This is a genomic window from Pseudoxanthomonas suwonensis (assembly GCF_000972865.1).
Taxonomy (GTDB): Bacteria; Pseudomonadota; Gammaproteobacteria; order Xanthomonadales; family Xanthomonadaceae; genus Pseudoxanthomonas; species Pseudoxanthomonas suwonensis_B.
The window spans coordinates 3,704,784-3,718,353 of record NZ_CP011144.1; the positions used below are offsets into that span (position 1 = coordinate 3,704,784).

The 13,570-nt window shown below is 70.3% G+C and carries 12 protein-coding genes; 8 read left to right on the forward strand and 4 right to left on the reverse strand.

The window, feature by feature from the left end:
- Positions 1-2: 2 nt before the first annotated feature.
- Positions 3-2,237, reverse strand: coding sequence for a winged helix-turn-helix domain-containing protein (locus WQ53_RS15300; protein WP_052633565.1), 2,235 nt, complete (start codon positions 2,235-2,237; stop codon positions 3-5).
- Positions 2,238-2,403: 166 nt separating this feature from the next.
- Here WQ53_RS15300 and WQ53_RS15305 point away from each other — a divergent pair, with 166 nt between their 5' ends.
- Both WQ53_RS15305 and WQ53_RS15310 read left to right on the forward strand, forming a co-directional pair.
- Positions 2,404-3,888: a PQQ-dependent sugar dehydrogenase gene (locus WQ53_RS15305; protein ID WP_082113074.1), complete on the forward strand. Its 1,485-nt coding sequence runs from the start codon at positions 2,404-2,406 to the stop codon at positions 3,886-3,888.
- A 50-nt stretch (positions 3,889-3,938) separates the two neighbouring features.
- Entirely contained in the window at positions 3,939-4,412 is a 474-nt protein-coding gene (locus WQ53_RS15310) for a heme-binding protein (RefSeq protein ID WP_052633567.1), read from the forward strand.
- Between the two features lie 261 nt (positions 4,413-4,673).
- Here the strand turns inward: WQ53_RS15310 and WQ53_RS15315 are convergent, their stop codons facing one another.
- On the reverse strand, positions 4,674-5,627 hold the full coding sequence (locus tag WQ53_RS15315) for a glutathione S-transferase family protein (protein WP_052633568.1): 954 nt from the start codon (positions 5,625-5,627) through the stop codon (positions 4,674-4,676).
- A 239-nt stretch (positions 5,628-5,866) separates the two neighbouring features.
- Here WQ53_RS15315 and WQ53_RS15320 point away from each other — a divergent pair, with 239 nt between their 5' ends.
- Complete coding sequence (locus WQ53_RS15320; RefSeq protein WP_201774016.1) at positions 5,867-7,729, forward strand: right-handed parallel beta-helix repeat-containing protein; 1,863 nt, start codon at positions 5,867-5,869, stop codon at positions 7,727-7,729.
- A 52-nt stretch (positions 7,730-7,781) separates the two neighbouring features.
- On the opposite strand, the gene WQ53_RS15325 is transcribed toward WQ53_RS15320, so the two are convergent.
- Entirely contained in the window at positions 7,782-9,539 is a 1,758-nt protein-coding gene (locus WQ53_RS15325) for an amidohydrolase family protein (protein WP_082113076.1), read from the reverse strand.
- Between WQ53_RS15325 and WQ53_RS15330 the strand changes: the two genes are divergently transcribed.
- Entirely contained in the window at positions 9,538-10,305 is a 768-nt protein-coding gene (locus tag WQ53_RS15330) for an amidohydrolase family protein (RefSeq protein WP_144409346.1), read from the forward strand. The two genes, WQ53_RS15325 and WQ53_RS15330, sit on opposite strands and share 2 nt — an antisense overlap.
- A gap of 67 nt (positions 10,306-10,372) precedes the next feature.
- Here WQ53_RS15330 and WQ53_RS15335 read toward each other — a convergent pair whose 3' ends face one another.
- Complete coding sequence (locus tag WQ53_RS15335) at positions 10,373-10,768, reverse strand: hypothetical protein (RefSeq protein ID WP_052633570.1); 396 nt, start codon at positions 10,766-10,768, stop codon at positions 10,373-10,375.
- Between the two features lie 306 nt (positions 10,769-11,074).
- On the opposite strand from WQ53_RS15335, the gene WQ53_RS15340 reads away from it, so the two are divergent.
- The 4 genes from WQ53_RS15340 to WQ53_RS17095 all read left to right on the forward strand — a co-directional run bounded on the left by WQ53_RS15340 (position 11,075) and on the right by WQ53_RS17095 (position 13,477).
- On the forward strand, positions 11,075-11,608 hold the full coding sequence (locus WQ53_RS15340) for a hypothetical protein (protein ID WP_052633571.1): 534 nt from the start codon (positions 11,075-11,077) through the stop codon (positions 11,606-11,608).
- Positions 11,609-11,695: 87 nt separating this feature from the next.
- Complete coding sequence (locus WQ53_RS15345; protein ID WP_052633572.1) at positions 11,696-12,586, forward strand: acyltransferase; 891 nt, start codon at positions 11,696-11,698, stop codon at positions 12,584-12,586.
- A gap of 112 nt (positions 12,587-12,698) precedes the next feature.
- Complete coding sequence (locus tag WQ53_RS15350) at positions 12,699-13,322, forward strand: hypothetical protein (protein WP_144409347.1); 624 nt, start codon at positions 12,699-12,701, stop codon at positions 13,320-13,322.
- Positions 13,323-13,333: 11 nt separating this feature from the next.
- Positions 13,334-13,477: a hypothetical protein gene (locus WQ53_RS17095; protein ID WP_158497852.1), complete on the forward strand. Its 144-nt coding sequence runs from the start codon at positions 13,334-13,336 to the stop codon at positions 13,475-13,477.
- Positions 13,478-13,570: the final 93 nt, after the last annotated feature.

The window sequence follows — 13,570 nt, forward strand, 5'->3', positions numbered from 1 at the left end:
GCCTACCGCGGCACCGCCAGCCGCAGGTCGCTCTCGCGGGCCATCAGTTCCGAGAACATCAGCCGGGTCTGGTCGGGCGACAGGTCCAGGCCCCAGCCCTCGAACGCGGGCGACAGGGCGACGATGTCGGTTGTGGACGCGCTCGCCGGGTCGAACAGCGACAGCTGCGGCGCGCCGTCGGACGGGCGCCGCACGAAGTAGACGCCGGCGTCCGCGGGTGCCCAGTTGCCGCCGTCCTGCGGCTGCAGCTCCGCGATCAGCAGCGCCTCCGGCGTCGCGACGGCGGCGCGCCAGTCCTGTCGCGGCCGCTGCCACAGGCCGGCCGCGTCCGGCTTGTTGTAGAGCAGGTGCCGGCCGTCGGCCGATTCGCGCGGATTGATGCCGGATCCGGCGGTGATCGCGACCGGCTCGCCGCCGGCAGCGGGCTGGGCGTATATCCGCCACTGACCGCTGCGGTTGGATTCGAAATAGAGCCAGGCGCCGCCGCGCGACCAGGACGGATTGCGGCTGTCGCCCGGGCCTTCGACGATCCGCCGCGGCGTCCCGCCTTCGGGCGAGACGGCGTAGATCGCGGTGCTGCCGTCCGGGCTGCCGTCGAAGGCGATCAGGCGGTCGTCGGGCGACCACGCCGGGTTGTCGACGAAGGCGCCGCCGAAAGCAGCGATCTGCACCGCGCCGCGCCCGTCGTGCCGGCTGACCCAGATGCCGTGCGGGCCGCCGCGGTTGGAGGTGAAGGCGATCCGCTCGCCGTCGGGCGACCACGCCGGATTGGAATCCCAGCGGGTGGACTGCAGCGTCCTGCCGGCATCGCCGGCCGGCGCGGCCAGGTCGACCTGCCGCAGCCGCGAGCGGTGCATCCACTGTTCGAAGGCGATCGCGTCCACGCCGGCCGCGGTCGCCGGCTGGTGCACGTCCTCGTTGCCCAGCGACAGCGGCTGCAGGTCGCCGCCGTCCGGGTCGGCGGACCACAGCGCGTACATGCCCGCGCGGGTCGAGGTGAACAGCAGCCGGGTGCCGTCGGGCGACCAGGCCAGGCCGTTGATCTTGCGGTTGTCGAAGGTCAACCGGGTGGCCTCGCCGCCATCCAGGCCGGTCCGGTACAGGTCCTTGGTGACCTCGTTGACGCCGCGCACGAATACCAGCGAGCGGCCGTCACGGGCGAAACGCGGGTCGGTGTCGCCGAGCGTGCCCGGCGGCGGGTCGGTGACGATCCGCTGCTCGCCGCCGTCGAGGCTGGCCAGCACGATGCGATACGGGGCGGTGGCGTCCGCGCGTGCGGCGTAGGTGATCCGCGTACCGTCGGGCGACAGGCCCAGGCCACGGACGTCGGTCGCGGCCGGGTCGGCGTGCACGCGGGTCGCGCCGCCGCCCAGCGCCGATACGCGCATGAACGAAGTGCCGTCGCCCTCGGTACGTGCGAACAGCAGGGCGCGCCCGTCCGGGAACCAGAGCGGATGGCGCTCGCCGGCGGGACTGTCGGTGAGGTTGAGCAGGTCCTCGCTGCCGATCGTCTTCACGAAGACGTCGAATGGGCCGCCATCGCCGCCATCCCAGATGAAGGCGACCCGGCTTCCGTCCGGCGACAGCGACGGCTCCAGCTCGCGGCCGACCAGGCTGGTGAGCGGGCGGACCTCGTAGGCCTCGACGCCGCCGGAGGCGCCGCCGAACGGGCGCCAGGCCAGCAGCACCACGCCGGCCGCGACGACCGCCACACAGGCCAGGGCCAGCCCCTGCCTGGCCGGCGCGCTGCGCAGGAACCCGGTGGCGGGAGGTGAGGGCGACGGTGCAGTGGATGATGCGTCCGGCGCCGGATCCGTGGCCGCCGCGTCGGCGGTCGGCGTGGCGACAGCCGCGGCCACCCGGGCCGGCGCGATCGGCGCGACCAGCCGGTAGCCGCTCTTGCGGATGGTCTCGATGTAGCGCGGTGCCTGCGGGTCGTCGTCGAAGATCTTGCGCAGCTCCGACACGGCGCGGTTGAGCAGGTAGTCGTCGGCAACGGTGCCGGCCCAGACCGTGTCGAGGAAGGTCTTCCGGGAAATCACCGCGCCCGGCCGCTGCGCCATCAGCACCAGCACCTGCATCACCTTCGGCTCGACCTGGGCGACGCGGCCGCGGATCGAGATCCGGTTCAGCGCGGGCTGGACCAGCGCCTCGCCGGCGGTGAAGCCGGCGTTGCCGCCGCCCGCCCTGGCCTCGGACGCGTCGTCGATCTTGCCGATGGCCGTGTGTTCGCTCATCCGTCCTTCCGCCCGCAATGCGCATTCAGGCGCCGCCGGTGGCGTGCGCAGGAAATCTATAGCAGAACCATAGCTTCCCTCCATTCAGCCGGACGACCTTCGGTCTTCTGCTGGTCGCGTGCGGTCCGCGACCGCGCCCGGACATTCCGCAGCCAGGAGGGAATCCATGCACGGTCTCATTACCCGAACCGCCGCCCGCACGGCCGCATTGCTGCTGGCGATTGCCGCCGCGGCGCCGGCGGTCGCGCAGCCGTCGGGAGCGGCGCTGTACCAGCGCAACTGCGCGGCTTGCCACGGTGCCGAGCGGCAGGGCACGGGGCTGGGCCCGCCCTTGTCCACGCAGGCCTACCGCTATGGCGGGACCCGCCGCGACCTGTCCCGGATCATCCGCAACGGCATCGACTCGCAGGGCATGCCGGCGTTCGGCGGCATCCTCTCGGCCGAGGAGATCGACGCGGTCGCCGCGTTCCTGCCCGCGCGGGAAAGCGCGCAGGCCCCGGAGACGGACGACGCCGAGGCCGAAGCGCCGCCGCGCGTGTTCGACCCGGTGCCCGGCGTGGTCGACACCCTGGACTACGCGCTGCGGGCCGAGGTGTTCGCCGACGGGCTGCAGACGGTCTGGGCGATCGCCTTCGTGGATGCGGACACGGCGCTGGTCAGCGAGCGTCCGGGCCGGCTACGGATCGTCCGCAACGGCGTGCTGCAGCCGCAGCCGGTGGCCGGCACGCCCGAGGTATACGTCCATACCCACCGCTGGAACCAGGGCGGCCTGCTGGACGTGGCGATCGATCCGCGCCACGCGGAGAACGGCTGGATCTACCTGTCCTACAGCCACCGCCTGGACCGGACCGGGCCGGAGGGCGATCCGCTGGCCATGACCCGCGTCGTGCGCGGCCGCATCCGTGACAACGCCTGGGTCGACCAGCAGGTGGTGTTCGAAGCCGATCCGTCCGCCTATGGCGAACCGTTCTGGCACTACGGCGGGCGCATGGCGTTCGACGCGCAGGGACGGCTGTACTTCTCCGTCGGCGACCGCGGCGCGCAAGAGTTGGCGCGCGAGCCGGGGCGGCCCACCGGCAAGGTGCATCGGCTGCTGCCGGACGGCGCGGTGCCGGCGGACAACCCGCTGCGCGGTCGCGACGGCGCGCTGGCCTCGATCTACAGCTTCGGCCACCGCAACCCGCAGGGCCTGGCGATCGAACCGTCGAGCGGGCGCCCGTGGTCGACCGAGCACGGACCGCGCGGCGGCGACGAGTTGAACATCGTCGAGCGCGGCGGCGACTACGGCTGGCCGGTGGTCTCCCACGGCATCAACTACGACGGCACGATCCTGACTCCGCATACGCGCGCCGACGGGGTGAAGCAGCCGGTCTACTACTGGCGGCCCTCGATTGGCGTGTCGGGGCTGACGTTCTACCGCGGCACCGAGTTCCCGCTGTGGGACGGCAAGCTCCTGGTCACCGCGCTGGCGCCGCGCGAGCTGCGCCTGCTGACCCTCGACGGCGACCGCGTCCAGCACGAGGAAATCCTGTTCCGGTCGCAGGGCCGGCCCTACGAACCGGTGGTCGGTCCCGATGGCGCCATCTACCTGGTCACCGACGATCCGGCGCAGATCCTGCGGCTGACGGCGCAGGAAGAGCGCCGGCAGTAGCGGACCCGCCGTTCCAGTCCAGCCATGCCGTTTTCCACGAGGAGAGTCCGATGAAGACGATCGTTTCCGCGCTCGCAGTTGCACTGGCCGGCTTCGCGGGCATCGAAGCGCAGGCGCAGACCCCGCGGCCCGTCCTCGACTTCCGCACGGCCGACGCCATCCGCAACCACTGCCTGGCCCACGCCGAACGGGCCGGGCATATCGTCGCGGTTGCGGTCTTCGACCACAGTGGGGAACTGGTGAGCTTCGCCAAGGACCGGGCCAAGCCGGGCACGGCCGCCGTGGCCCAGTGGAAGGGCCGCTCGGCCGCCGTCTACCTGAACTCGACGCTTGAGACCGGTTCCTGGAACGTGCCGACCGCGCCGATGATCGCCACGATCGAAGGCGGCGTGCCGCTGTTCACCCGCGACGGTATCGGGATCGGCGGCGTCGGCGTGTCCGGCGCACCGTCGGCGTTCGACGCCGAATGCGCGACCCGCGCGGCCGAGGCGGCGGGCCTGGCGGTGTCGCCCGCCGGGCGCTAGGAAGAAGCCGGTGGCCTGCTTTAAAAAGCCCCTCTCCCTCTGGGAGAGGGGTTGGGGAGAGGGTACGGTGAAGCTGCGACGGCTCAGACCTCCATCGCTTCGCCTTACCCTCATCCGCCCTTCGGGCACCTTCTACCCCGTAGGGCACCTTGTCCCGGAGGGAGAAGGGAAAGGGTATCTGCCGCCTTCAGGCGGAGTTTGTATTTGGATGACTCCCTGGCGGGGTTCACCTCTGAAGCCCCCGGCTTTGCCTAGCAATACCTACTCAAAGTAAATGTCCGGCCCCTTCGGCACGATTCCGGTCGGGTTGATATGCCGGTGGCTCTGATAGTAGTGGCGCTTGATATGGTCGAAATCGACCGTGGGTGCGACCGCCGGATGCGCATACAAGCGGCGCGTATAGGTCCACAGAGCGGGATAGTCCACCAGCCGGCGCAGGTTGCACTTGAAGTGGCCGTGGTAGACCAGGTCGAAGCGCAGCAGGGTGGTGAACAGGCGCCAGTCGGCCTCGGTGAGGGTGTCGCCGCACAGCCACGACCGGGCGGACAGCCGGTCCTCCAGCCAGTCGAGTGTCTCGAACACGCCGGTCACCGCCTCGTCGTAGGCGGACTGGCTGCGGGCGAAGCCGGCCTTGTACACGCCGTTGTTGAGGCCGTCGTAGACGCGCCGGTTGACCGCGTCGATCTCCGCGCGCAACGGCTCGGGGCAGTAGTCGCCCCCGCTCGCGCCCACCGCGTCGAAGGCGTTGTTGAACATGCGGATGATGTCGGCCGACTCGTTGCTGACGATGCGCTGCGTGCGCCGGTCCCACAGCACCGGCACGGCGGCGCGGCCGCTGTAGCGTGGATCGGATCTCGCGTAGAGCTGCCACAGGGCATCGCTGCCGTACAGCGGGTGGGGGACGACACCGGGGCCGTCGCGGAAGGTCCAGCCGTCGTCGGCCATCAGCCAGTGGGTGACCGACAGGCCGATGATTTCCTGCAGGCCCTTCAGCTCGCGGAAGATCGTGGTGCGGTGCGCCCACGGGCAGGCGCGGGCGACGTAGAGATGGTAGCGGTCCGGCTCGGCGCGGAAGCCGCCATCTCCGGTCGGGCCGGGACTGCCGTCGGCGGTGATCCAGTGGCGGAACGCCGATTCGGGGCGTTGCAGGCGGCCGTCCTTGTCGACCAGCGTGTCGGCGTCGCTGTCCCACTTGCCGTCGATCAGCATGCCCATGGTGTGCCCGTGTCCGCTATCCGTTCGCGCCATTGAAGACCGTGGGATGTGGAGGCGCGGTGACCTGTGTGTTGCTGCTGCGCGCCACCCACCGTTGTCGCGCCTGTGGACGGCCATGCCGAGGTGGGAGTCCGCGGGCGAGTGGTAGCGGTAACACTCCAGTGGTAGCCTCGCCGGACCCGCGTGCGGGCACCGCCTGTTCCACGCGCGCATCCAGACGAGTCACGGGGAGGTTGTCGATGCTCATGCCGCTGTTCCTGGTTCCGCTCCGCCGCCTGGGCCGCCTGCCGTGGCCCGTGCTGTTCGTGCTCGGCGTACTCGCCGCGGCGCCGGCCGCGGCCCAGCCCTCGGGCGGGCCCTACGGGCCGATCCCGCAGTCCTACGAGGTGCCGGCGGCAGGCACGGTCTACTACGTTTCGCCCAACGGCGACGCCGCCGCACCGGGCACCGCGCTGGCGCGGCCGACCACCCTCGAGTCGGCGGTCGCACGCGTCGTCACCGGCGATGCCATCGTGCTGCGCGGCGGCACCTACCGGGTCGGCGGCCTGCAGCTCAACCAGGGCATCACCCTGCAGCCCTATCTGGGCGAGCGTCCGGTGCTGAAGGGCACACGGGTCGCCAGCGAGTGGGAGGCGCTGCGCGACAATGTCTGGCGCACCAAGTGGACGACGCTGTTCCCGGCCGGGCCGCTGGGCTGGTGGCGGCGCGAGCGCGAGGGCATGCGCACGCCGCTGCACCGCTTCAACAACGACATGGTGTTCGTCGACGGCCGGCTGCTGAAGTCGGCCGGCTGGGAGGGCGAACTGGACGAGGACTCGTTCTACGTCGACTACACCAATGGCTACGTCTACCTGGGCGCGGATCCGAAGGACCGGTTGGTCGAGATCACCGCCCACGACATCGCGCTGCACCGCCCGTCGCGGCCGGTGCACGGCAAGCCCTCCGACGGCAAGGGGCCGACGATCCGCGGCCTGACCTTCACCCAGTACGCGTACCGGGCGATCGACATCGAGGGCAAGAAGCCCTCGACCACGGCCGACCAGGAGCCGACCGACGATCCGGTCGGCGTGTCCGACCCGGCCGACCACGGCAAGGAGGTGGTCGGCACCACGCTGGAGCACGTGACCATCAGCTTCACCTCGCGCGTGGCCGGGTACTTCCGCGGCGACGGGCTGACCATCCGCAATTCGCTGGTCAGCGATACCGGCACCGAGGGCATCTACGTGATCGGCTCCTCGGACGTGCTGCTGGAGCGCAATATCGTCCGCCGCAACAACATCGAGCAGCTGACCGGCTACTTCCCGGCGGCGGTGAAGATCTTCAACCAGTCGTACCGGGTCGTGGTCCGCGACAACCTGGTGATCGACCACCCGCATTCGAACGGGGTCTGGTACGACGTCGGCAACGTCGACGGGGTGTTCGCCAACAACCACGTCGAGGGCACCCAGATCGGCTTCTTCTTCGAGATCTCCAGGGACGTGGTGGTGGCCGGCAACGTGTTCGTGGACAACGGGCAGGGTATCCGCGTGCTCAACAGCGCCGGTGCGCGCGTGTACCACAACACATTCCTGAATTCGCCGGTGCTGTTCGACCGCAACGAACGCAGCGCCAAGGACGATCATTTCGGCTGGCACCCGCAGACCGGACCGGACGTGGACGAGCGCGACGGCCACGTGTTCGAGGGCAACCTGCTGGCGGCAGGTCCCGGTTTCGCCAAGCCGCTGCTGAACTTCGAGCAGCCGGCCGCGCTGTGCGGCCAGCTGACCCGACCGATGACGACGCGGGTGGACGGCAACGCCTACTTCCGCGCCGATTTGGGCGACGAGCCGCTGGTCGTCTGGAGCCCGGCGCGCAACAAGGACTGCCGCACCGGCTTCGCCACCCTGGAGGCGTTCCGTAAGGCGACCGGGCTGGAGGCGCAGGGCAAGGCCTGGGTGCCGCACGAGGGCACGCTGTTCCGCAGCGTCGAACTGCGCCGTTTCGAGTTGGCGGCGCTTCCGCCCGGCATGCAGGAGGTCGCGGTCGCGCCCGAGGCGCTGGAGGTGCTCGGTTGGAGCGGACCAACCCACGTGCCGGGTGCCCATCCGGTCGCGCAACAGTGACAACGGGTCGCGCCGCGGCCGAAGCCGGTGCGTGCGGCCCCGCTTCTTCGGATCAGCGCCGGGCGGAGAGTTCGGCCCGCGGTACCGCACGGCCATCGATGAAGACGGTTTCGATGCGATCGAAGGCGGACACGGACTGGAACGGATCGGCGCCGAGCAGCAGCAGGTCGGCCTGCTTGCCCACGGCAATGCTGCCGAGCGTGTCGTCCAGCCCGAAGAAGGCGGCGTTGCCGAGCGTGGCCGCGCGGAAGACCTCGCGCGGCGCGACGCCGGATTCGACCCAGCGGTCCATTTCCCAGCGGCCGTTGAGGCCGGGAGGATTGGCGTAGGTGGGAGCGCTGGGCGTATCGGTGCCGAACAGCAGGCGCCCGCCGCGGTCGGCGAAATGGCGTAGCGCGTGTTTCACCCGCAGCACCACCGGCGAGTCCGGCGTCCAGCCGCCGGTGTAGACGTACTGCGCGAGGATGTCGCGGAACCACTGGCCGTCGGCGGTGGCGTAGAAGTCGAGCAGCTCCTGCGGGTAGACGTCGGCCAGGCCGGGACGCTGCAGGAAGGCCGGATCTAGCAGTTCGCCTTCGCCGTACAGCACCTGGATGGTCGGCTGCAGGGCGATGCCGGCGGCGACGGTGCGGTCGAGCTGCGCGGCGAGGTCGTCGTCCACTTCGGTGGCTTCGCGCGCGTTCCAGTGCCATAGCCCGTGGGCAAAGGCATCCGCGCCGTTGGCCAGGCCGAACGCCTGTGCCTGCTGCGAATTGGCGTGCAGGAACACCGGCAGACCACGCGCATGCGCTGCGGCCACCAGCGCCTGCATCAGTCCGGGGCTGGGAACGGGCAGGTTGCGGGCCTGGCCGAAACCGGTCTCGTAGTAGGTCTTCAGGCACACTGCGCCGGCATCGGCGATGCGCGCGACGACCGCTTCTGGAGTGTGCTGCGCGGGATCGGCACCGGACGGGAGCGGTTCGCTTCGCGAGGGGTCGTGCAGGTAGTCCGGCGCCATCGCATAGCGCTGCGGGGCCGGCGCGTAATTGGTGGGATAGCCGTCGAGCACCGGGGCGGCGCCGCAGAAGTAGGCCTGGGGACTCAGGTCATGCGCGTTCCACGCCTCGACCGGTGCCTTGCCGCTGCCCAGGGCGACGACCGTGGTGTAGCCGTGGAACAGGTACGAGCGTGGGATCTGCGCGCGCGCCACTTCGACCAGCCCGGGATGGGCCTGCTCGTCCTCCGGGCGCAGGCCGGGGATGTCGCCGACGTGGGCATGGCTGTCGATCAGGCCGGGGCTGAGGTAGCGGCCGGCGGCTTCGATCACGGTGTCGCCCCGGCGCGGGCTCAGGTCGTCGCCGATTTCGGCGATGGCGTCGCCGGCGATGCGTACCGAGACCGGACCGTAGGCGGCATCGCGTTCGGGTGAAGCGACCATGACGTCGCGGATCAGGGTGCCGGCGGGTCCCCCGGCGTCGTTTCCGGGTTGTCCCGAGGTGCAGGCGGACAGGCACAGGCCCGCGGCGGTCATCGCGATCAGGAAACGCATGCCCTTCCTCCCTTCATCGATATCCCGGCAGTGTAGGGCCGGATGGCCCTTGCAGACGTCGGATCCAGTTTTGTCCTTGTCTGGCGGCCGCTGAGCATGCCGCCGCTTCAGCGGCCGCGTGCGAGGCGAAGATGGGGCGAATGTGAAGTCGGAGGCACGGTGCGCGACGTAGACTCGTGCGGCCACGTCATCCGGAGTTCGCGGTATGGTCCCGCGATCGCTTGCCTTCCTGCTCGTCTGCGTCTTCGGCACCGCATCGGCACAGGCGCCGGTGTTCGACATGCACGTGCACCTGCACGATGGCGAGGCGTCGCTGGCGGCCTACCGGGCCGATGTGGCGGCCTCGGGCCTGGAACTGTCCGGGCTGGCGGCGATGTGGTTCGGCGGCCCGCACCAGGCGCGAGCAGGCGATCCCGCGGCGATCCGCGCCGGCAACGACGGCGTCATCGCCCTCGCGCGCCGGCACCGGGACGTGGTGGCGGTGGCCACCGTGCATCCCTACGACGGCCAGGCCGCGCTGGACGAACTGGCGCGGGTGGCGGCGCAGGGCGTGCGGGTGCTCAAGCTGCACCCGCACACCCAGCAGTTCGACCTGGCCGATCCGCGCGTGTTGCCGCTGCTGCGCCGTGCAGGCGAACTGGATCTGGCGGTGCTGCTGGACAACGCCGGCATCGTCGCCGGCGACCACCAGCGGCTGTTCGACCTGGCGCTGCGGGCCCCGCAGACGACGTTCGTGTTCGCCCATATCGGCGGCCTGGGCTTCCGCTTCTGGAACGTCCTGGCACTGGCGCGCACCGCCGAGGGCTTCTCGATGGACAACGTCAACTTCGACATTTCGGCCACGGTGCTGCTGGTGGCCGACTCGCCGATCGAGGACGAGTTCGTGTGGACGCTGCGCAACGTGGGCATCGACCGGGTCCTGGTGGGGTCGGACTATCCGCAGATCGGCCTGGGCCGTACCGTCGAGGCACTCGAGCGCCTGGGGCTGGACGAGGGGGAGAAGGCGAAGATCCGGTCCGGCAACGCACAGCGGCTGCTCGACCGTTAGCGCGGCAAGTACCGCGGCATGGCGATGACGGGTGGAGATGCCTGCCCGCCCGGCCAGCGGCCCCGGTTCAGTCCGGGAACTGCTCCACATGGGTTTCGCCGCGCCGGCCGTAGTAGGTGACGTGGCGGCCGGTGATCCATACCGTGTAGCCAACGCAGCCGGCCAGCATCGACAGGCGCTTGAACTGCGGATACATGACCTGGTTGCGCTGGGCGCCGGCGATGGCCGCCCGGAGTGCGTCGACGTCGAACTCCTCGCTGATCGGGATGTCCGGTACGTCCAGGGCCAGGTCGAGCGGAGCGGCACCGCGCGGATAGTAGGTGGTGCGCCGGCTGCGGTAATCGACGACATAGGAGTCCACCCCGGCCACCACCATCAGGCCGACCACCTGGCCGAAATGCAGGCGTCCCTCGGCCGAGCCGGCGGCGGCTTCGCGGATCAGTTCGTAGGCGGGGCGGGCCATGGTGCGCGACTTGGGGGACGGCAAGTGCAGGGTACGCCTGTCTCCATGCCGATGCCCGTTGCGACAGGCATGCCGTAGGGGGCGGTGGCGGACCGGATGCCGGCGGACGTTGCCGGTCACCGGAAGCGCTTGGAAGTGGCGGCAACGGTGAAAGTCGGACCGCCGGGGGCGCAACGATGCATTCATGCCTGCGCACGCTATCGTCGTTCAGGCTGAACCTCAGCCATTTTTACCTGCCGAGGGCTCACGTCCCCGTGACCGCAATCGTCCTAGCCTTCCGTCCATGATTACTACCGGACCCAGGCCATGGACATCCTTTCCTCCGTGACCGGCGAGAAATCCGACAGCAAGGTGGCGGCGGTGTTCGACAGCGAACGCGAAGCCCGCGCCATCGCGCGGCAGGTGCAGCACATGCTCGGCGCGCAGCCGGCGCAGGTGCAGGTGATCACCCCGCAGGACACCCGGCCCGGCCGCAAGATGGAGCCGGAGGGACGCGGCATCTTCCGCACGATCATCGTCGCGCACTACAAGCTGGGGCTGATCGGCCTGGGCTTGGGCGTGCTGCTGTTCGCCGTGTTGTATGCGGTGGGACTGGAAGCGGTGGTGCTCTCGCCGGGCCTGGCCGCCGCACTGATCATCGGCTACGGCGGCGTGTTCGGCCTGATGGCCGGCGGCCTGGTGTCGCTGCGGCCGGACCACAGCCCGTACGTGGCCAAGGTCCGCACCGCGTTGAAGGAGGGCCGCTGCGCGGTCGTGGTGCATGCCTTCGACGACAGCGAGCGTGACCGCGCGCATGAAATGCTCTCGGCGCACGGCGGCGAAACGATCCGTACTCTGTAGCGAACGGCAAGGCGCCAGGCAGGGGGAGTTGGCCGGGCCGGCGATTTGGTACGCTGCGCGCCCTTTCCTGGCCAGGAATCCAGACCGGTGTCCTTCCTGCTGTGGTTGCGCGCGACCCTGATCCTGTTGCTGATCGCGGCCAACACCCTGCTGCACGCGATCCCGCTGCTGGCGGCGGCGCTGGTGAAGGCGGTATTGCCGTTCCCGCCCGTGCGGCGGGCGTTCGACCCGCTGTTGACCGGTATCGCCGAAAGCTGGATCGGGCTGAACAGCGCGATGATGGGGGTGTTCACCGGCACCCGTTTCCAGGTCGAGCAGGATGCCGCCCTGCAGCGCGACGGTCACTACCTGGTGCTGGCCAACCACCAGAGCTGGGTGGACATCGTGGTGCTGCAGAAGGTGTTCAACCGGCGCATCCCGCTGCTGCGGTTCTTCCTCAAACGCCAGCTGTTCTGGGTGCCGGTGCTGGGCCTGGCCTGGTGGGCGCTGGACTTCCCGTTCATGGGCCGCTACACGCGCAGGCAGATCGCGAAGAACCCGGAGCTGGGCCGGCGCGACATGGAGGTCACCCGCCGCGCCTGCGAGAAGTTCCGCGACATCCCGGTGGCGGTGATGAATTTCGTTGAGGGCACCCGCTTCACCCCGGCCAAGCACGCCGGCCAGGCCTCGCCATACCGGCACCTGCTCAAGCCCAAGTCCGGCGGCGTGGCCTTCGTGATCGACGCGATGGGGCAGGGACTGCACGCGGTGCTGGACGTGACAATCGCCTATCCCGGCGGCCGGCCCACGATGATCGACCTGATGGCCGACCGCGTGCCGGAGGTGTGCGTGCGGGTACGGCAGCGCCCGATCCCGGCCGAACTGGCCGCCGGCAGCTACCAGGACGACCGCGCCTTCCGCGCCCGTTTCCAGCAGTGGATGAACGGGCTGTGGGAGGAGAAGGACGCCGACCTCGAGTGGTTCCTCGAGTCCAGGTAGCGGCCGGTTCTGCGCACGGCAGGCGGCGACGGGTGGGCGTCGTCGCCGGACCGGCTACCATCGGCGGCGATCCACAGGGGCACAGGAGCAAGATGCGATGGCCGGATTCGGGATGAGTCGCGTCGCCGCGGTCGCACTGGCATCGTGCCTGGGCATGGTGGCGCAGGCAGCCGAACTGCGCGGCGTGCAAGTGCTGGCGCATACGGGGCCGGAGTATTCCTTCTCAGGCTGGCGCAGCGAGGGGCCGCCACCGCGGGCGCTGGACGTGCACCTGGAACTGGGCGACCAGATATACGGCGCCACCCTGCAGCTGGAGCCGGAGCGGCCCGGCGGCCGCTACCGGGTACAGGTGCAGTACGAAACCAGCATGGGCCTGGCCGCCGGAGGCCCGCACCTGGACCTGCTGGACTGGAAGCACTGCAACTCCGCCTGGATGCCGGCGCAATCGTCGGAGCCCCTGTCGTTCGTCCTGCCCACGCCGACGCCGGAACAGCAGTCGTGCTTCCCGGACTACACGCGCGAGGAACTGGAGCAGGCGGTGCGGGCGCTGGGCCTAAGGATGGGCAATCCCGCCCTGGCCGAGGCATGGCTGGACGACCTGCACGGAGTGACCTCCGACATCGGCGTGTACCCGTTCGTGGAGATCGGCCGGGTGCGGGTGAAGCTGGAGGTGGAACGCGGCGGGGACTGGGACGAGATCGCGGTGCTGACCTTCCTGCCGCCGATGGGATGTTGAGGAGGGACGCGATGAACGACAAGAGCCAGGCCGCCGAGGCGAGCCAGTGGGCCAACCTGGAGAAGCGGACCGGCTGGAGCCGGAGCGAGTCGATCGCCGAGGCCAACGCCGCCGGGGTCGAGGCCTGGCACAGGCATGCCTGCGACGCTGCCTGACAGCCACCTGCGACGCGGCCGCCGCCGGGCGTTGCCCGGGTCGGCATTGTCGATCCGCGGGCCCCTGGGCCGTCGCCACCGCATAGACCCATC

Excerpts from the sequence above, each read along its gene's own strand:
- WQ53_RS15350 (WP_144409347.1), top strand. The coding sequence starts at position 12,699 with ATGAGTCGCGTCGCCGCGGTCGCACTGGCATCGTGCCTGGGCATGGTG.
- WQ53_RS15305 (WP_082113074.1), top strand. The coding sequence starts at position 2,404 with ATGCACGGTCTCATTACCCGAACCGCCGCCCGCACGGCCGCATTGCTG.
- WQ53_RS15300 (WP_052633565.1), bottom strand. The coding sequence starts at position 2,237 with ATGAGCGAACACACGGCCATCGGCAAGATCGACGACGCGTCCGAGGCC.
- WQ53_RS17095 (WP_158497852.1), top strand. The coding sequence starts at position 13,334 with ATGAACGACAAGAGCCAGGCCGCCGAGGCGAGCCAGTGGGCCAACCTG.
- WQ53_RS15315 (WP_052633568.1), bottom strand. The coding sequence starts at position 5,627 with ATGGGCATGCTGATCGACGGCAAGTGGGACAGCGACGCCGACACGCTG.
- WQ53_RS15320 (WP_201774016.1), top strand. The coding sequence starts at position 5,867 with ATGCTCATGCCGCTGTTCCTGGTTCCGCTCCGCCGCCTGGGCCGCCTG.
- WQ53_RS15340 (WP_052633571.1), top strand. The coding sequence starts at position 11,075 with ATGGACATCCTTTCCTCCGTGACCGGCGAGAAATCCGACAGCAAGGTG.
- WQ53_RS15330 (WP_144409346.1), top strand. The coding sequence starts at position 9,538 with ATGCACGTGCACCTGCACGATGGCGAGGCGTCGCTGGCGGCCTACCGG.
- WQ53_RS15335 (WP_052633570.1), bottom strand. The coding sequence starts at position 10,768 with ATGGCCCGCCCCGCCTACGAACTGATCCGCGAAGCCGCCGCCGGCTCG.
- WQ53_RS15325 (WP_082113076.1), bottom strand. The coding sequence starts at position 9,539 with ATGTCGAACACCGGCGCCTGTGCCGATGCGGTGCCGAAGACGCAGACG.
- WQ53_RS15310 (WP_052633567.1), top strand. The coding sequence starts at position 3,939 with ATGAAGACGATCGTTTCCGCGCTCGCAGTTGCACTGGCCGGCTTCGCG.